Raw genomic sequence first — 17,304 nt, 5'->3', positions numbered from 1 at the left:
AGAGTTAAAGATTATTTTACCACTCGTACTTTTATTATCCAAATGAACCAGCTTGAGATTTGGTGCTTTACAGGTTTAAAAACAGAACAAATGTTCTATAATAAGAATGGAGGGATTTACTATGCCGCTAAAAGACAGAGGGAAAATAAAATGGCAGCCAGCCCACTTCATGCCGGAACACCGGGCGATGCTAAGAAAATTGGAAACTGAACAAATGGCACAAGACAAGCCGCTTATAGATGAATATGAATTGGAGGACTATGAAAACAAAATTCACTATGCAATGGAATATGCCTTCTTTCTAATAGTAAAAGTCTGGCGGGAGGGATTATTCCACGAATATACAGGGAGGGTAAACAGGCTGGACGGCATCGGCAGAAAAATTTATCTGGAATTGGAAGATGGGTTTCTTGAGAAGGTCATGTTTGATGAAATAGCTTCGGTTGAAGTGAAAGAATAGTGCAGCGAGACATAATTTAATTTTTGCAGAAAAGTTAAAGCTTTACCATACCCATTATTTGCAATTTTTAGATATAATAGAAAGAAAGCGGTGATCGGAGGTACATATGAGCACGGACTTAGAAAAAGCGATTATACTTCGCAATCTCGGGAAATACAAAGATTCCAGCCTTCTGCTTGTGAAATTGGCTGAAGAGTATCCCTTAAACCCAGTGATTCATTATCATTGTGCCTGGAGTTTTGACGTTCTAGGGGAGGAATCGAAAGCTGTTTCTCATTATGAAAAAGCGATCGAACTTGGGCTGCCTGAATCTGATCTGCCAGGTGCCATTTTGGGTCTTGGGAGCACATACCGGACTCTTGGGGAATATGAAAAATCAAAGATGGTGTTCGAGAAAGGAATCTCCCAGTTTCCGGCTAATCGTGCAATCCAGGTGTTTTATTCCATGACGCTCCATAATTTAGGCCAGCACAGCGAGGCAATGGAGATGCTCCTAAAGTGTGTGGCCGAAACTTCTGATGACCCGGAAGTTTTGCAATATAAAAAAGCAATCACTTTTTATGCAGACAAACTTGATGAAATATTTGATAAAGATTAGAAAAAGGATTTCCCAAAATACATGATATGACGGCGGAGAATAATTCAAACATCTCTGATTTATTAGAGGTAATTTTAATGAATATGGTTAATTGCTATAATAGATGATCTTAAAAGGTCAGACGGCGGCCGTATCCTTTATCCATTCGATGAAAGAGACTGCTATCTTCAAAATGCAGTCTCTTATATATCTGCAGGTGCCAAAAGCGGAAAATGACCGTAGTTTCCTCCAATTTGATAAGTGGAAGAGTATGAAAAGAAGGTTTCCAAGGTTATTTCTCAACATGGCCGGAATTTTCTGTGTGCTTATGATAACAGCAGTACCCTTTGAATTAAAGAATAATTAATACGCTGCCATGATGTGCTTATTACAGATAAAGAATATAAATTTTTGCAAAACTAAAGTGTTTGCTATATTAGGAGAAGCCGATGGAAAAAATCACTTTTAATAATATCCATAAACCGGGACACACAGTACTGGAAAATGAACTTTTTATTCACAACCATAACCCTGACATGCTCCTTCAGTATGACAGCAACTTTATTGCTTTTAAAAGAATGCCTTCTGTTCAAGAGTTTGAGGAGGCACATCAATATTTAAGAACTTTTCATCAAAAATATGGCCAAAAGCATGAAAGATTTTATTTTCCTGATGACGAGGAGCTTACCGGAGAACTTCTGGCCAGCTTTGAGAAGGATGATGATTTTACGGTTGGTTATTTAGAGCTATTTGCGATTCATCCAGCTGATTTTCCTGAAGTTCAGGAAAAGGAAGAAATTACAGTCGAAAATGTTACGGATGAAACATGGAATGATTATCTGGAATTTCAGCATGAGCAGGATTCGGTTTACGGGATTAATTATGCCGAGAAAAAGAAAGATCAGCATTTAAGGAATTTTAACGATGAAAGGATTAAGCAGTTCATTGCATATTATAAAGGGAAAGCTGCCGGATCAGTAGATGTAATTATCAAGGAATACACAGCTGAAATTGATGGATTGATGGTCCATGAGGATTTTCAGAAAAAGGGCATCGGCAGGCGCCTGCAGAAATCGGTAATGGATCAGTTTAAGGATAAAACCATCATCCTTGTTGCAGATGGTGAAGATACTCCAAAGGAAATGTACCGCAGGCAAAATTATCAGTATATTGGAAAGCAGTATAACCTTTTAAAAATATACGAATGAAGAGAAGCCTGGTTCTATAGAGAGCCAGGTCTTTTTGTTTAAATAGAACACTGTTTTATAAAGGGGAGTTCATCCTGGTTTGATTTCATGGTGTAAAATCGGGATTTTGTCGAAAAACCTCGGGAAAAAATGAATAATACAATATTCTTAACGTAACAGTGTTATGTTACAATCATACCATCGGAAAGGAGACCTGGAATTGAGCGATGAATTAATTTCAAAAAAAGAAGTCCTTGATTTAACTGGAATTTCTTATGGGCAGCTTTATCGGTGGAAAAGGAAAAGCCTGATACCGGAGGATTGGTTTGTCAGAAAATCAACTTTTACAGGGCAGGAGACATTTTTCCCAAAGGAGAAAATTCTGGAGCGGGTCGATAAAATACAAAAGATGAAGGATAGCCTTTCACTGGATGAGCTGGCAGATTTGTTTTCCTTGAATGCTTCAAATCTGAAGCTGACAAAGGAAAGCCTGATTGCTAAAGGGATAGCTTCTGAACCGGTTATGAATATCTTTCTCGAGACACAGGAAGAGCTTAACGAATTCAATTACCATGAGATTTTGAAGCTTTATATCCTTTCCATCCTGCTTGAATCCGGAGATATCCATATCGAGGAAGGGAAAATGCTTCTTCAGTTATTGAGTGATCATCAAAGTATCCTGCAACAGCCAAAAGCTGTTATCTGCTTTATTCGCAAACTTGGAATGTCCAGCTGCCTGATTTCGGTAAACGGGGAACAAGTCCTGCTTGAAAAAGGAACAAAAGTGGCCGCCACTTTATCGTTAGAACATTGTGCAGAGGAATTAAAATCCAAATTGGTATAGGGGGAATTTTGCTGTGAATATGAAAACACTAGGGAACTTAATAATTAATGGAGTGGGATCGTCTAATGGAGGTTCATTTGAAAAGGTTGGATTAAATGGCAAGGGAACGGTAAACAGTGATATTGAGTGCAAGAGATTCCATTGTAACGGTACGGCCACTATCCATGGAAACGTAAAAACTGAAAAGGGAAAGATCAGTGGTGCTGCAAAGATCCATGGAGCTGTTAAAGCTGAATCCTTTGTTATCAATGGCTCTGCCGACATTTCTGAAGCTGTCAGCTGTCAAAACCTTGAAGTCGCCGGAAGATCCACTATCGGAGGCTCTGTAAAATGCGAAGTAATCGCTGTGAATGGGAAAGTAACTATTTAAGGGGACTGTGAAGCGGAGGTCTTCCGTGCTGAAGGGACATTTTCAGTAGATGGTTTACTGAACGCAGAAACGATCGATATTAAGCTTTTTGGAGACAGTAAAGCGAAAGAAATCGGCGGTAGAAAAATTAAAGTGACACAGCATAGAGAAACCCTATTAAAATTAATCAAATCCATCTTTCCCTTGAAACTGGAGGCGGATTTAATAGAAGGCGATGACATCGAACTCGAAGGCACAGCAGCTCTTGTCGTAAGAGGGAAAAATGTAAAAATCGGCAAAAATTGCGAGATCGGACTTGTGGAATACTCTGGTGTTTATGAATGTGCAGCAGAAGCGGAAGTTAAAGAACTTCGCAAAATCTGATAAAAGGAGAGAGGTGCAGGGAAGCAGTTTTTTACATTTTCTTTCGGATAGTCAAATTTTATTTACAGATAAAATGTTATAAGCTGTTTTTATGACTGGATAACAGAAATTATTTGCGCACATTGCAGAAATGAAAATGTTATCCTAATAACTAACTTCGAAAAGCATAGTGTACAAAATAAGAAAAATATACTGTAGAAAAATAAAAAATAATTTTAATAATGTAAGCGCTTTAAAGGGTTGAAGTTTTCAGAAGACTTTGATAAGATTTAAAAAACCGAAAAGGCTATGTGTAACTGGCGAGACGCGGATCACCGCGAGGGAGCACATAGTGTCGAAGCCGTTCGCCTGGGCAGAGGTAAGGGATTCTACCCTTGCCTCTTTCTGTTTTAAAATCTGACAAAGTTAGTTGAAAAGGGGAGAATCCAGTGAGTACCATGACTTTAGACAGAGTGAAGACGATTAAAACGCTGAATGCGATTGCGCCAAGCGGTCTTGAGGTGTTTAACAAGGATCAATTTACAATCGATAATGAAAGCGGCAATCCGGATGCGATTGTCCTTCGGAGCTTTAATATGCATTCAATGGAATTGGGCGATCGATTAAAAGCAATTGCCCGTGCAGGCGCGGGTGTGAATAATATCCCGGTTGAGAAATGCACTGAACAGGGCATTGTTGTTTTTAATACACCTGGTGCCAATGCGAATGCAGTAAAAGAAATGGTGCTTACTTCCTTAATGGCTTCATCCCGCAATCTCTTTGCCGGCATCTCCTGGACCAAAACGCTGAAAGATGAAGGAGACCAAATTCCTAAGCTTGTAGAAGCAGGGAAAAAGCAATTTGTCGGAAAAGAAATTAAGGGGAAAACTCTCGGTGTGATCGGATTGGGGGCAATCGGGGCCCTTGTGGCCAATGATGCACTTGAACTTGATATGGATGTCGTGGGCTTTGACCCATTCATTTCGGTTGACACTGCCTGGAACTTGTCCCGTAATGTTCAGCGCGCCATGACCATTGAGCAGGTGTTTGCAGAATCTGACTATATCACTGTACATGTTCCATTAACCGATGATACAAGGGAAATGTTCAATGAAGATACATTCAGCATGATGAAGAATGGTGTTCATATTCTGAATTTCTCACGCGGGGAGCTAGTGAATGAATCAGATATGGCAGCCGCCCTTGAAAGCGGAAAAGTGGGCAAGTATATTACAGATTTCCCAAATGAAAATATCCTGAAAATGAAAAACGCAGTGGCAATTCCGCACCTTGGCGCTTCAACAAAAGAATCTGAGGAAAACTGCGCTGTCATGGCAGCACGACAGGTGAAGCACTTCCTTGAAACAGGCAATGTCAAAAACTCAGTTAACTTCCCAAATGCTGCTCTTCCTTACACAGGCAAGCGGCGTGTCACTGCTTTTCATAAAAACATTCCTAATATGGTCGGCCAAATCACACTTGCTATTTCAAGCTACCAGCTGAATATTGCGGACATGGTGAACCGCAGCCGCGGTGAATATGCGTATACCATGATCGATATCGATAATAAAGTTAATGGTGATGTCATCCCTGGACTGCTTGAACAGATTAATCAAATTGAAGGCATTATCAAGTCACGAATTATATAAAAATACAGCCTCAATTCCGCAGGGATTGGGGCTTTTTTTAACTGCACGAAGGAATGAAATCAAAAAAGGTATATGACAAGTATAAAATCAGCTATCCTTAGAATAAACTGATAAAAAATATTAATCACCCGTATCTTTTTGTTCTCTTATTCCGTTATAGAAGCAGAGATGTATTAAAGGAGTGAACAGGTTTATGAAGCAAGGGAAAGTTCAGGCTGAATCAAGGGATTCCATAAAGCAGAAGGAAAGCTGTATTGCAGATATCTATCCTTCACTGCAGCGTTATAGCCGGTTTCTTGCACAGAACCGCTGGGACGGGGACGATCTGGCCCATGAGGCAATCATCCGCGCTTATAGAAGCTATTCGCCTGAGAAAATTAATCAGGCTCTTTTAAAGAAGATTGTCTATAATTGCTGGATTGACACTCTTAGAAACAGAAAGCGGGAAAAGCTTCAAGAGGCGCCGGAACGGGAAATGAAGGAGTTCAGCCCTGATGGCACAGAAGCAATCACCCATCTCCTCAATAGGCTGACATTAAAGCAGGCTGTAGTTTTCACGCTGAAGGAAGGGTTTCAATATCAAACAAAAGAGATTGCTGATATACTTCGGACCACTGAGTTTGCAGTGAAGTCCTCGCTGAACCGTGCACGGAAGCAGCTTCAGCACCCAGTGGAAGATGAGGCTGAGGATTCTTTTGCAAATGAGGAAGAAGAAAAGTTATTTCAGCTGCTGCAGCAATCAGTGGCAGCGGAAGACCCGTCCATCCTGATAAAAACCATACCTTTTCTGCGATCCCTTGAAAGTCATGCCCAGAAGCCTGTACTGCCTGTTCCATCTTCTTCTAATACTCTCTGTATGGCGGCATAGATCCGCAATGAACAGGAGGGATACAGGTGACAGCAATACCATATGTCATTGAGCAGTCCAGCAAGGGAGAACGTTCTTATGATATTTATTCACGGCTGTTGAAAGACAGGATTATAATGATAGGAGAAGAGATTAATGATGTGGTTGCCAATAGTGTGATTGCCCAGCTGCTATTTCTTGCAGCTGAATCTCCTGAAAAGGATATCTCCCTTTATATTAATAGTCCAGGCGGTTCGACAACCGCAGGGTTTGCCATCTTTGACACGATTCAATATATAAAGCCTGATGTGAGAACGATTTGTACAGGAATGGCCGCATCATTTGGTGCGATGCTTCTTCTGGCAGGAAAAAAAGGAAAACGCTACAGCCTTCCGAACAGTGAAATCATGATTCATCAGCCTCTTGGCGGAGCAAGAGGCCAGGCGACCGAAATCGAGATATCTGCAAAACGGATCATAAAGCTTAGGGAGCATATTAATGGAATTATTGCTGAACGAACTGGCCAGCCTATAGAAAAAGTAGCACGGGACACGGACCGCGATTATTTCATGACTGCCGAAGAAGCAAAGGAATACGGGATTATCGATGAAATTATCTATAAAAGCTAGAAAAAAAGAAAAAGCAGCCGATGAAGGCTGCTTTTTTCAGTTTGATCATTTTTCCTCGGAGTAGTACTCATCAATTGCCCGAAGCCAGTTGACGCGTGCAATGTGTCCGGCTTTTTCTCTGTCTTTTTGTTCAAAAGCTTTTAATATATCTTCATGTTCTTCTATTGAACGTTCTTTCAAAATAATTGTTTTATTGTAGTAAAGCCGCATGACATGAGCCTGAAGCATGGAAGCTGTATTCGAGATATAAGGATTCTGAGCAAGATCTATAATAATATTATGAAACTTCTCGTCCTGCTTCAAAGCTGTGAAGGTATCTCCTGCAATTAGAGCTTTAGCGAATTTATGATTAATATCCCTGAGTATATTAATCGTTTCCTGGCTGATAACAGGAGCAGCCAATTCTGCAGCAAGTGCCTGCAATACGCCTAAAGGGGGCAGGATTTTACTAATATCCTCAGGATTAACTGAAGTGACCTGCGTTCCAACTCCGGGAAACATTTCGACGAACCCCTGAACATTCAGCAGCTGAAGAGCTTCCCTGATGGGAGTTCGGCTGACGCCTAATGCTTTTGCTAGATCGGCATCATTCAATTTTTCTTTCGGCTGGAGTGTGCCGTCAATGATCCACTCCTGGATTTGGGAGAAGGCGCGATCCTTTGCTGACACACGGGTAGGTGATGAATAATTGGAGGGTATCGGCATAGCTGTAACCACCTTTTCATTTCATGCAATTTATCTGTGAAATTATAGTTATTTCCAATAGATTATAAATTTAGTATATAGAAGTATCTTGAAAAATTCAATATATCGCATGATTCGACAAAAAGTTTTGTGCGATATATTGCATAAGTATTTTGGATATGTTATCTTGAGTTATGCAATATATTACTAGCGTACAAAAATAATAATGTTACAGCGCAATAATTTTTCGGAAAATTTAAATTTAACAAAATAAGTAAATCTTTTAAGACAGACAGATTAATAGGAGGAATTGAAATGACAAGCAAAATACCACTCTCATATATTGTAACAGTTGGTTTTATGCTCTTTGCCTTGTTTTTTGGGGCAGGAAACTTAATTTTCCCTGCGATGCTTGGCCAATCGGCAGGAACGAATGTATGGTCAGCGAACGCTGGCTTCATCATCACAGGTGTAGGTTTGCCTCTTCTTGGTATACTGGCATTGGGCTTCTCGGGAAAAAGTGATCTGCAATCACTGGCGAGCCGCGTCAATCCATTGTTCGGACTAGCCTTCACAGTGGCCCTGTACTTATCAATTGGTCCGCTTTTTGCCATTCCGAGAACAGCTACAGTGTCTTACGAAATTGGAATTAAGCCATATCTATCCGAAGGAAGCGGTTCAATCGGCTTAATCGTATGTTCAGTTATTTTCTTTGGAATTACCGCATTTTTCTCTTTAAATTCTTCAAAGATTGTTGATATCGTGGGGAAATATTTAACACCAATTCTTCTAATTGTAATCGCAGTTTTAATCGGTGCTGCATTTTTCAATCCAATGGGTGCATTCCAGGCTCCGACTGAAGCTTATATAAATGGTGCGTTCTTTAAAGGGTTCCAGGAAGGCTACCTGACAATGGATGCACTGGCAGCATTTGTATTCGGTATTATCGTTGTAAATGCTGTGAAGGAAAAAGGCGCAGTAACTAAAAAGGATATCATGTTATCCATTGCGAAAGCAGGTGTGATTGCTTCTGGTCTATTAGCAGTCATTTATACATCGCTTTCCTTTATTGGGGCTTCAAGTGTCAGCGGTCTAGGAACATTGGATAATGGCGGTGCGGTTCTATCTGGTGCATCTTCCCATTACTTTGGCTCATTTGGTGCGCTGCTATTAAGTGTCATTGTTTTTGGAGCATGTTTGACAACCAGCATCGGTTTAATTACAGCTTGTTCTTCATACTTCAATAAACTGATGCCAAGAGTTTCTTACAAAATGTTCGTGATTGTTTTATCTTTATTCAGCGCAGTTTTTGCCAACTTTGGCTTAAGCCAGCTTATCGCCATTTCCGTGCCTGTCTTGGTGGGAATCTATCCATTGGCTATTGCACTGATGGCTCTTACTTTCCTGCACCCAATCTTTAAAGGCAAGAAAGAAGTTTATCAGGGAAGCATGCTTTTCACATTTGTGGTAAGTTTGTTTGATGGTTTGAATGCAGCAGGCATTTCGTTTGCGCCAATCAATGACCTATTCGGTGCGATCCTTCCTTTATATGATGTTGGGTTAGGCTGGATTGTCCCTGCTATCGCGGGCGGTCTGATCGGTCTCGTTGCTTCTGCCATAAAGAATGACAGCCAATCACCTTCGGCTGAAGCAAAAAAAGCAGCATAATGATCACAGCCTCCAGTTTAATACTGGAGGTTTTTTTTATGGATGAATATAGTGGAATTACGAATATTAAATAGTTAATATGAACTAAATGTTCGTATTTTAGTTGAAAACCCACGTGCTATTTGTTATATTGTCATTGTAATCTTACAAATTTCATCACTCGTATATGCTCGGTAATATGGTCTGAGTGTTTCTACCTGGTTCCCAATGAAAGAACCGGACTACGGGTTAAAGTATAGAAAAGGCTGCATTCTTTATGTCAGCTGCTTTAACTCTATGGTCTGGAAGGTAGATATCATTCTGCTTTTACAGGCCTTTTTCTATGGTTAGAACTTCGGGTGTATCAGACAACAAGAAAAGGGGAGAACGTACAATGAAAAAGAAATTAGCTTCACTCGCTGCGATTGCAGCACTGTCTGCAGCAATGCTTGCAGGATGCTCTTCGGCTGCAAAATTAGAAACCGAGGCTGAAGGTGCCCAAAAGCCAATTCTTATCCAAGGGCCAATGCCAATCGAGGCCGAAAAGTTTGCTGAACGATTAGATAAAGTTAAAATAGAAAAATCAGGGAACTTTGTTTTTTATAAAGGAAAGCTGGACAAGTACCCAGTCATCGTTGCTAAAACCGGAAAAGGCATGGAAAATACGGCGGCTGCCACAGCAATCGCCATCGAAAAGTATGATCCAGCCGCAATCATCAATCAGGGGACTTCAGGCGGCCATGACCCAAGCCTGAATGTGTATGATATCGTTTTAGGAGAAAGAACAGTCAATATCGGATCATTGAAGACTGGTCATTTGGAAGAAGGGGAAGGGATTGAACCAACCAATTGGATCCCGATGGACCTGATGGCTTCTGAGGGAAGTGCCGGTGAAGACCCTGATGCAGAAAAGATTCGTTATTATGAGGGAAATGAAGACCTTCTTGCTGCTGCCAAAGCAGTAAAAGATAAGCACATGAAGGGCAAAGTAGTCGAGGGGACAATCGGTTCAGCGGACCTATGGAATAATGAAGTTGACCGCATCAAATGGTTTCATGAAAACTACGGAACATCGGTTGAAGAAATGGAAGGCGCAGCAGCAGCGCAGATTGCCGGAGCATACGATGTTCCATTCCTGGGAATTCGTATTCTTTCTAATAACAAAACAAACGGAGGCCAATACGACCCCAACACTGCTGCTGCAAACCAGGATTACGTATATGAAGTCGTAAAACAGTATATTTCAGAGATAAAAGGAAAGTAAATTGGCTATTTACTTATTCGGACAGGAGAAGGACGAATCCGAGAGCATGAGTCCGAAGTCGGAGCACCTTCGGACAGAATTAAGCAAGAATCCGAGGAATTGAGTCCGAAGCCGAGGCACCTTCGGACAGAAGAAGCAAGAATCCGAGAGAATGAGTCCGAACACGGCCCCCCTTCGGACAGAAGAAGCAAGAATCCGAGGGAATGAGTCCGAACACGGCCCCCCTTCGGACAGAAGAAGCAAGAATCCGAGGGAATGAGTCCGAACACGGCCCACCTTCGGACAGAAGAAGAAAGATTCTGAGAGGATGAGTCCGAACTCGCTCGCCAGTCAAAATAGGAATAAACACGATCAAAGAGATAACACAAAAAAGAGTCTTCCAAATAGGGAAGACTCTTTTTTGATATTCATATATAAATTAAGCCTATAACCAGTTCTGCGACCATTTTTCTATTTCCGTCATCAGCGGCTCCATGGCCAGGCCTTTTTCTGTCAGGGAATATTCGATTCTAACAGGAGTTTCAGGGTATACCTCGCGTTTTACGACCCCCTCATTCTCCAGGTCCTTTAACCGGTCTGAAAGAACTTTGCCGCTTATCCCGATAGAGGATTCTATACTGCAGAACCGCTGCGGCCCGTTAAGCAATTGATAAATGATCAATCCGGTCCAGCGCTGGCTCAATATGCCAATGGCTTTTTCAAATCTTGGACAAATTAGCGACTTTTCCATAATAATCACTCCTTGTTTCTTATTATAGTCATAAACTAGAAATAATTAAATCACTTTTTATAAAATGATTACTTGACGAAAATAAATATCAATATTATACTAACTTACATAAAGTAAGTAACTAACATATGATTCAAGGAGGAAAACATGAACAAAAACGAATTAGGTCATTTCATTCTGCGTGGTGATTTTAGGATTTATTTTCTTTATTCATGGATTTTCAAAATTTCAGGGAGGAATAAGCAATACTGCCGGTTTCTTCGATAGTATCGGTATTCCTGGTTTTATGGCTTATGCCGTTGCTGTAATCGAGCTGGCAGGAGGCATAGCGCTTATTTTGGGCATTGGTACAAAAATGGTTTCTGTACTATTTGCTTTCATCATGCTGGGAGCTATCTTTACAGCTAAGCTGCCCGCTGGCCTGCTTGGGAACGGCCAAATGGCAGGATATGAATTAGATTTAATCTTGCTTGCTGCATCGATCTATTTTGTATTAGCAAAGGAATCACCACTGTCTCTTGGGAGCAAATTAACACAATCAAAGGCAAACTAATGAGAGGAGAAATTTACATGAACTTTCATCAAAAACCGATTACCTTTGTAGCTCAGGTCAATCTGAAAGTACAGGATCTGGAACGGTCACTGGCCTTCTATCAAGAAGCAATTGGCTTTAAAGTGTTAACAAAGACTGACAGAACTGCCCAGCTTACTGCAGATGGCAATAGTACCTTACTGACCATCGAACAGCCGGAAAATGTTGAACCTGCATTGGGAAGAACAACAGGTTTGTATCATTTCGCCCTGCTCCTCCCTAAGCGTTCTGATTTGGCTAAGATCGTGCGTCATTTCGTCGAGATTGGGCTAGAATTTGGATCTTCCGACCATCTGGTCAGCGAAGCGCTCTATCTCTCGGATCCTGATGGCAATGGGATAGAAATCTATACTGACCGTAACCCTTCCGAATGGGCATGGAAAAACGGGGAAGTAAATATGACTGTTGATCCCCTGGACTTCCCTGATCTGCTGTCAATTGGGCAGCAGCAGTCCTGGAGAGGACTGCCCGGCGGTACGGTCATGGGGCATATCCATTTGCATGTGGCTGAACTGGCGAATACCGAAACGTTTTACACAGAGGGGCTGGGATTTGAAGCAGTCTGCCGATATGGCAAACAGGCACTTTTCATTTCGAGCGGAAAATATCACCACCATATTGGTTTGAATACATGGAATGGAGTAGGAGCCCCGCAGCCTTCATCGAATAGTGTCGGGCTTCAATCCTTCAAACTCATTTTTGAAAATGAAGCAGCCAGGGATCAGGCCGTAGGAAATTTGAAAAAGATAGGTGCGGCTGCAGCAGTTGAAAATAATCAGGTGATTACCGAAGACCCTTCGGGGAATCGAATTGTTTTAGGATTTTAAATTGTCATCAGGTGGTGTGAGTAATGGGTTTTTTTAATCAATTATTTGGAAGAAAATCTAAGGAGGAACAAAAAATGAACGAGAAATTAAACATTGGCATTATCTTAGGAAGCACACGTCAGGGGAGAGTTAGCCCTCAGGTCGGATCATGGGTTAAAGAAATTGCCGATAAACGCGGGGATGCCAATTATGAGATTATAGATATCGCTGATTTCAAATTGCCATTCTTAGGTGAAGCGGATTCACCGGGAATTGCTGCATGGAATGAGAAGCTTAACAGTCTGGATGGATTTATATTCATCGTTCAAGAATACAACCACAGTATTACAGGGGCATTAAAGAATGCACTTGATCTAGCTCGTGAACCTTGGAACAATAAAGCTGCAGGAATTGTAAGCTATGGCTCAACCGGCGGTGCGAGAGCTGCTGAACATCTGCGCGGAATCATGGGTGAATTGATGATAGCTGATGTGCGAGTGCATCCAACATTGTCATTATTTACTGATTTTGAAAATGGCACAGTATTTAAACCTCAAGATCTTCATCTCGATAATGTGAACGCAATGATTGACCAGGTGATATCCTGGAGCGGTGCATTAAAAACTATTAGATAGAGATTATAAGCAGAACCTTCGAGGTTCTGCTTTTTTAATCTTATTCTGAATAGCGGTTTTTAGGAAGGATCAAAAGGAAATAACTAAAGAAACAAGAGAAAATGGAAGGGGTGATCATGATGTGGAATGCTGCACTATGGGGAGGGGTCTCTGGATCAGCTGTCCTTTTAGGCGCATTGGCAGCCATGTATTTGCCCATCCAAAACAAAATGATTGGTTACATTATGGCATTTGGAACAGGTGTCCTGATTGGTGCTGCTTCATATGAGCTTCTTGGGGAGTCAGTCCATAACGGCGGCTTACTGCCGACAGGCATTGGATTTGTGGCTGGAGCCATTGTCTTTACCCTGTTTGATATCATGATTTCAAACAGGGGAGCTAAGAACCGGAAAAGATCCGGCCATAAAGCAGCAGCCAGCAGCGGAATAGTCCTTTTTGCGGGGACCATCATGGATGCCATACCAGAATCAATCATGATCGGGACAAGTCTGCTTGAAGGAGGTAAGGTGAGTTTTCTATTGGTGACAGCCATTTTTATCAGCAACTTTCCAGAAGGCCATTCCAGTACCTCGGGAATGAAAAAGAGCGGCTATTCAAAAAAGAAAATGATCCTCCTTTGGAGTTCGGTATTTGTCATTGCGGGAATTGCTTCGATGGCTGGATACATATTTTTGGATGGAGCTTCAATAGAGGTCATATCAGGAATTGCAGGATTTGCCGGTGGTGCAATTATTGCCATGGTTGCTTCCACGATGATGCCTGAAGCCTTTGAGGACAGTGGTCCGATGACCGGATTCATTGCAGCTATCGGTTTGCTGGCTTCATTGGTGCTTGATCATTTTTCTTGAAATTTCCCAGAAAACAACACCTATATCATGAATGTTTGACACCTTATGTGGAAAAGACAAAACAGAGGTGTTATTCATGAAGATTAGAAATATTGTAAAGGAACAGCAGGAAGATGTGCATATTGAGATAGGTGCCTACGAAATGATCATTGAAAAGCGATATAGGGTAGTATCATTTATTAATGATCTGCTTCTGGGTGTTTTATATTTTATCGGAAGTATATTATTTTTAACAGATATCAGCCAGGCGGTTTCGATATCGTTTTTCCTTGCAGGAAGCATTATGATGATCATCAGGGCAGGCTTGAATATATTGAAGGACCTTCATGTTAAAAAGATAACAGGAACAAAGAGAGAGTAAATCCATTTGAACATGAATTGGGTTTTACGGAAGGGCGAAACGGCAATACTAGCGACATAGCGAAAACCAGCTAAAAAATAAAAGTTTTTAAAGGAGAATGGCGATGACTGAAGAAACAGAGAAGGTAAGCAAAGGAAAAAAAGCGGATGTCGGCGATACGATCAGCATTTTAAGCGGTTCTGAAAAAGGAAAAAAAGGCAGGGTAATCGTGGTACGGGATAACTCAGTCATTGTTGAGCTTGGAATTAATCCGAAAAAGGATGAGCCCATAAAAACGGTGATCAGCCACAAGCGCTATAAAGTCGTTAAATAAAAAGGGAGTGTTAAAGATGAAATCTGAGCCAAAAAGAACATCTGCGTCCATACCTCCTGACGTCCGTGAAAAGATTATTCAATCGGACAAGGATGAGAAAGCAAAGCGGCAAACAAAACGGCCGCAGTAAATGATATCCATGACAGCCCAACACGCTGTCATGGGTTTTTCTGTTGGCTGAAGGGAGTGGAGTGGAAGGTGCTAATAGGACATGTTAAAGAGATTGTCCGCTATCCGGTGAAAAGCTTTTACGGGGAAAGTGTGGAAAAAACAAAAGTAATGAATTATGGCCTGTATGGGGATCGCAGCCATGCCTACCTGGATGAATCAAGGCCGGGGAAGTATTTGACGATTACTCAGTTTCCGGAAATGGTCATGTATAAAGCAGGGTTTATGGGAGAGGAAAATGAGAACATGTTTCCTCCAGTAAGAATTACTACTCCGGACGGCAGACGGATTCCCTGGGATAATAAAGAATTGCTAAAAGAAATGGAAGAGCATTCTTCCAGAAAAATCACTCCAGTGAAATATAGTCCTGCCCATGTACCTGAAGGGGCAATTGAAGAAGAAAATATTCTATTAGTGACAGACGCGTCATTGCAAAGAATGAAGGAGCTATGGGGCAAGGACAAGCTGGACTTCCAGCGGTTTCGCCCGAATTTAGTCATTTCCCTATTAAGAGATGAACCTTTTATTGAGGAAAGCTGGTTTGGGAAGACAATGAAGATTGGCAGCGTTGAGATTCAAGTTAAGCGGCATTGCGAACGGTGTATGATTATTACAGTAGATCCAGAGAGCGGAAAGAGGGATCCCAGTTTGCATAAAAAGGTTATCAGTGAAAGGGATAATCACTTCGGTGTGTATTCCTCAGTCAGGAAGACAGGTGAAATTTCGGCAGGGGATGAGGTTTATCTTTTTGATTAAGTACATGTAAACTGGAAGCAATAAATGTTTCCGGGAATGAAAATATGTACGGGCTGGTTTTGCAGAAATTGGCGGAAGCTATTTAATTTGGGAATGGATATGGGAAGTAAGCTTATTCCTGGTGAATCGGCAAAGCGGGTTCATCTTTGGCATCATAAGGCGATTCCTGGCCTTCCCGTTTTTTGGAAGAGTGTATGCCGCATGTAATGGGGTTTTTATAGTTCTATCCATCCTCAGGGGTAGGGGCATAGACAAGAAGGCACCGGATCTATATGACTGGAATGGTGCATTAGTTTGTCTGGCGGTGGCTTCCATGAACCTCTTCGCACCGAATCATCAAGGCTATTTTTTATACCTTTTTATTTTAAATGACAGGGTAGTATTGCTTATATGTGGGTTGACAATGGAAAGGAGGCCTCATCCCTATCACTGGCAATCGCAGACTCTGAGCATTTGAATTATACATAATCTTCACTTTTTCATCTGACTGGCTGACTAATAAAAATTTTACTTCCGGTGAGTAATAAAACGGCTCCATATCCTTCTCCTCCTCGGCATCTCTCCATTCACTTTATGCACTTCTGCACGGTTTGATGCAAATTCCCGTATATCGGGAGAACAAATTGGGCATTTTCCGCATATTTTAGTCGGGAGTGGAATATTAGGAGGGTTTCTATGCCTGATCGGAAAAAAGAATATCCCATGCACCCTAATTATGGGAAAATAACCCGTTATGAAGAAGTGGCGATTACAGTACCGGAGCAGCGGCAATTTCGGCAGCCGGGGACAGAAGGACTAATGGTTCCGAGACCAATCATTGAGAATCCCAATTATATTGGTACAGGCAAACTTGCGGGAAAAGTGGCGCTCATCACGGGAGGAGATAGCGGCATTGGTGCTGCGGCGGCAATAGCTTTTGCAAAAGAAGGGGCAAATGTAGCAATTTCGTATTTGGATGAACATGAGGATGCGAATCGGACTAAATCAAGAATCGAAGAAATCGGGCAAAGCTGCTTATTGCTTCCGGGAGATGTGAGGGAAAAAGAGCATTGCGCCGACATTGTGGAAAAAACAATCCAAACTTTCGGGCGGCTGGATATCCTTTGCAATCATGTCGGAATTCAGTTCCAGCAATTAAGCCTGCTAGATATTACGGATGAGCAATTCGATGATACCTTTAAAGTGAATGTTTATTCTCATTTTTACACAACGCGGGCAGCTCTCAGATACTTAAAAGCCGGAAGTTCTATTATAAATACATCATCAGTAGTCGCATACTATGGGAATGAGCAATTAATCGACTATTCCACGACAAAAGCAGCTAATGTTGGCTTTACCAGGGCACTTGCCAATAATTTGGCAGCAAAGGGGATTCGCGTAAACGCGGTGGCTCCAGGCCGTTTCTGGACACCGCTTATTCCGTCCAGTTTCTCCGCGGACGAGGTCACATTAGCCGGCAACCCGATGGACCGGCAGGGACAGCCATTTGAGCTTGCGCCAACTTTTGTATACCTTGCATCAGATGATTCAAGATTTGTAACCGGGCAAACCCTTCATGTTAATGGAGGACAGATTACATCCTCATAAAATGGGCC

General features: G+C 41.7%; 20 protein-coding genes, 2 pseudogenes and 2 riboswitches. Of the genes and pseudogenes, 20 read left to right on the top strand and 2 right to left on the bottom strand.

Annotated features, from left to right (window positions below; genetic code table 11):
* The first annotated feature begins 121 nt into the window (after positions 1-121).
* The 9 genes from AC0VZ9_RS17435 (at position 122) to clpP (ending at position 6,905) form a co-directional block, all read left to right on the top strand.
* A complete protein-coding gene (locus tag AC0VZ9_RS17435) occupies positions 122-460 on the top strand; it encodes a YolD-like family protein (RefSeq protein ID WP_019382671.1) in 339 nt (112 codons plus the stop codon).
* A gap of 106 nt (positions 461-566) precedes the next feature.
* Positions 567-1,058: a tetratricopeptide repeat protein gene (locus AC0VZ9_RS17430; protein ID WP_475396552.1), complete on the top strand. Its 492-nt coding sequence runs from the start codon at positions 567-569 to the stop codon at positions 1,056-1,058.
* A 428-nt stretch (positions 1,059-1,486) separates the two neighbouring features.
* Complete coding sequence (locus AC0VZ9_RS17425; RefSeq protein ID WP_475396551.1) at positions 1,487-2,245, top strand: GNAT family N-acetyltransferase; 759 nt, start codon at positions 1,487-1,489, stop codon at positions 2,243-2,245.
* Between the two features lie 199 nt (positions 2,246-2,444).
* Positions 2,445-3,068, top strand: coding sequence for a YhbD family protein (locus AC0VZ9_RS17420; RefSeq protein ID WP_009333673.1), 624 nt, complete (start codon positions 2,445-2,447; stop codon positions 3,066-3,068).
* 13 nt (positions 3,069-3,081) lie between these two features.
* On the top strand, positions 3,082-3,438 hold the full coding sequence (locus tag AC0VZ9_RS17415) for a hypothetical protein (protein ID WP_475396550.1): 357 nt from the start codon (positions 3,082-3,084) through the stop codon (positions 3,436-3,438).
* Positions 3,439-3,570: 132 nt separating this feature from the next.
* Positions 3,571-3,801, top strand: coding sequence for a hypothetical protein (locus AC0VZ9_RS17410; protein WP_475396549.1), 231 nt, complete (start codon positions 3,571-3,573; stop codon positions 3,799-3,801).
* A gap of 282 nt (positions 3,802-4,083) precedes the next feature.
* Positions 4,084-4,162, top strand: a riboswitch (ZMP/ZTP riboswitch).
* A gap of 67 nt (positions 4,163-4,229) precedes the next feature.
* Positions 4,230-5,429 carry a phosphoglycerate dehydrogenase gene (locus tag AC0VZ9_RS17405; RefSeq protein ID WP_019382676.1) on the top strand — a complete coding sequence of 400 codons (1,200 nt, stop codon included), beginning with the start codon at positions 4,230-4,232 and terminating at the stop codon, positions 5,427-5,429.
* A 193-nt stretch (positions 5,430-5,622) separates the two neighbouring features.
* Positions 5,623-6,297 (top strand): sigma-70 family RNA polymerase sigma factor, encoded by a 675-nt coding sequence (locus AC0VZ9_RS17400; RefSeq protein ID WP_071155715.1) that lies wholly within the window; start codon positions 5,623-5,625, stop codon positions 6,295-6,297.
* 26 nt (positions 6,298-6,323) lie between these two features.
* Positions 6,324-6,905: an ATP-dependent Clp endopeptidase proteolytic subunit ClpP gene (gene clpP / locus AC0VZ9_RS17395; protein ID WP_071155714.1), complete on the top strand. Its 582-nt coding sequence runs from the start codon at positions 6,324-6,326 to the stop codon at positions 6,903-6,905.
* Between the two features lie 45 nt (positions 6,906-6,950).
* On the opposite strand, the gene AC0VZ9_RS17390 is transcribed toward clpP, so the two are convergent.
* Entirely contained in the window at positions 6,951-7,610 is a 660-nt protein-coding gene (locus tag AC0VZ9_RS17390; RefSeq protein WP_009333678.1) for a GntR family transcriptional regulator, read from the bottom strand.
* Between the two features lie 294 nt (positions 7,611-7,904).
* On the opposite strand from AC0VZ9_RS17390, the gene brnQ reads away from it, so the two are divergent.
* On the top strand, positions 7,905-9,257 hold the full coding sequence (gene brnQ / locus AC0VZ9_RS17385) for a branched-chain amino acid transport system II carrier protein (RefSeq protein WP_009333679.1): 1,353 nt from the start codon (positions 7,905-7,907) through the stop codon (positions 9,255-9,257).
* 140 nt (positions 9,258-9,397) lie between these two features.
* Positions 9,398-9,501: riboswitch (purine riboswitch) on the top strand.
* 129 nt (positions 9,502-9,630) lie between these two features.
* Positions 9,631-10,500 (top strand): 5'-methylthioadenosine/S-adenosylhomocysteine nucleosidase, encoded by an 870-nt coding sequence (locus tag AC0VZ9_RS17380; protein ID WP_475396548.1) that lies wholly within the window; start codon positions 9,631-9,633, stop codon positions 10,498-10,500.
* A 424-nt stretch (positions 10,501-10,924) separates the two neighbouring features.
* Here the strand turns inward: AC0VZ9_RS17380 and AC0VZ9_RS17375 are convergent, their stop codons facing one another.
* Positions 10,925-11,230: a winged helix-turn-helix transcriptional regulator gene (locus AC0VZ9_RS17375; protein WP_475396547.1), complete on the bottom strand. Its 306-nt coding sequence runs from the start codon at positions 11,228-11,230 to the stop codon at positions 10,925-10,927.
* Positions 11,231-11,377: 147 nt separating this feature from the next.
* On the opposite strand from AC0VZ9_RS17375, the pseudogene AC0VZ9_RS17370 reads away from it, so the two are divergent.
* The 9 genes and pseudogenes from AC0VZ9_RS17370 (at position 11,378) to AC0VZ9_RS17330 (ending at position 17,296) form a co-directional block, all read left to right on the top strand.
* A pseudogene (locus tag AC0VZ9_RS17370) lies at positions 11,378-11,783 on the top strand (DoxX family protein).
* Positions 11,784-11,800: 17 nt separating this feature from the next.
* Positions 11,801-12,649, top strand: a complete 849-nt coding sequence (locus tag AC0VZ9_RS17365) for a VOC family protein (RefSeq protein WP_475396546.1) — start codon at positions 11,801-11,803, stop codon at positions 12,647-12,649.
* A gap of 23 nt (positions 12,650-12,672) precedes the next feature.
* Entirely contained in the window at positions 12,673-13,263 is a 591-nt protein-coding gene (locus tag AC0VZ9_RS17360) for an NADPH-dependent FMN reductase (protein ID WP_009333684.1), read from the top strand.
* A gap of 119 nt (positions 13,264-13,382) precedes the next feature.
* Entirely contained in the window at positions 13,383-14,111 is a 729-nt protein-coding gene (locus AC0VZ9_RS17355; RefSeq protein WP_475397513.1) for a ZIP family metal transporter, read from the top strand.
* 76 nt (positions 14,112-14,187) lie between these two features.
* Positions 14,188-14,472 carry a YrhK family protein gene (locus AC0VZ9_RS17350; protein WP_009333686.1) on the top strand — a complete coding sequence of 95 codons (285 nt, stop codon included), beginning with the start codon at positions 14,188-14,190 and terminating at the stop codon, positions 14,470-14,472.
* Positions 14,473-14,575: 103 nt separating this feature from the next.
* On the top strand, positions 14,576-14,785 hold the full coding sequence (locus tag AC0VZ9_RS17345) for a DUF2187 family protein (RefSeq protein ID WP_009333687.1): 210 nt from the start codon (positions 14,576-14,578) through the stop codon (positions 14,783-14,785).
* Positions 14,786-14,983: 198 nt separating this feature from the next.
* A complete protein-coding gene (locus AC0VZ9_RS17340; RefSeq protein ID WP_009333688.1) occupies positions 14,984-15,709 on the top strand; it encodes an MOSC domain-containing protein in 726 nt (241 codons plus the stop codon).
* A 55-nt stretch (positions 15,710-15,764) separates the two neighbouring features.
* A pseudogene (locus AC0VZ9_RS17335) lies at positions 15,765-16,166 on the top strand (YnfA family protein); the annotation flags it as partial.
* A gap of 218 nt (positions 16,167-16,384) precedes the next feature.
* Entirely contained in the window at positions 16,385-17,296 is a 912-nt protein-coding gene (locus AC0VZ9_RS17330) for an SDR family oxidoreductase (RefSeq protein ID WP_258752563.1), read from the top strand.
* Positions 17,297-17,304: the final 8 nt, after the last annotated feature.

This window comes from Cytobacillus sp. QJM3NY_8, assembly GCF_056173585.1.
This window is presented reverse-complemented; position numbering and strand designations above follow the sequence as displayed.

Bases quoted from the DNA above. Each gene is read 5' to 3' on its own strand.
- AC0VZ9_RS17360 (WP_009333684.1), top strand. From the start codon at position 12,673: ATGGGTTTTTTTAATCAATTATTTGGAAGAAAATCTAAGGAGGAACAA.
- AC0VZ9_RS17430 (WP_475396552.1), top strand. From the start codon at position 567: ATGAGCACGGACTTAGAAAAAGCGATTATACTTCGCAATCTCGGGAAA.
- AC0VZ9_RS17390 (WP_009333678.1), bottom strand. From the start codon at position 7,610: ATGCCGATACCCTCCAATTATTCATCACCTACCCGTGTGTCAGCAAAG.
- brnQ (WP_009333679.1), top strand. From the start codon at position 7,905: ATGACAAGCAAAATACCACTCTCATATATTGTAACAGTTGGTTTTATG.
- AC0VZ9_RS17330 (WP_258752563.1), top strand. From the start codon at position 16,385: ATGCCTGATCGGAAAAAAGAATATCCCATGCACCCTAATTATGGGAAA.
- AC0VZ9_RS17350 (WP_009333686.1), top strand. From the start codon at position 14,188: ATGAAGATTAGAAATATTGTAAAGGAACAGCAGGAAGATGTGCATATT.
- AC0VZ9_RS17400 (WP_071155715.1), top strand. From the start codon at position 5,623: ATGAAGCAAGGGAAAGTTCAGGCTGAATCAAGGGATTCCATAAAGCAG.
- AC0VZ9_RS17380 (WP_475396548.1), top strand. From the start codon at position 9,631: ATGAAAAAGAAATTAGCTTCACTCGCTGCGATTGCAGCACTGTCTGCA.
- AC0VZ9_RS17425 (WP_475396551.1), top strand. From the start codon at position 1,487: ATGGAAAAAATCACTTTTAATAATATCCATAAACCGGGACACACAGTA.
- AC0VZ9_RS17375 (WP_475396547.1), bottom strand. From the start codon at position 11,230: ATGGAAAAGTCGCTAATTTGTCCAAGATTTGAAAAAGCCATTGGCATA.
- AC0VZ9_RS17435 (WP_019382671.1), top strand. From the start codon at position 122: ATGCCGCTAAAAGACAGAGGGAAAATAAAATGGCAGCCAGCCCACTTC.
- AC0VZ9_RS17365 (WP_475396546.1), top strand. From the start codon at position 11,801: ATGAACTTTCATCAAAAACCGATTACCTTTGTAGCTCAGGTCAATCTG.
- AC0VZ9_RS17345 (WP_009333687.1), top strand. From the start codon at position 14,576: ATGACTGAAGAAACAGAGAAGGTAAGCAAAGGAAAAAAAGCGGATGTC.
- AC0VZ9_RS17355 (WP_475397513.1), top strand. From the start codon at position 13,383: ATGTGGAATGCTGCACTATGGGGAGGGGTCTCTGGATCAGCTGTCCTT.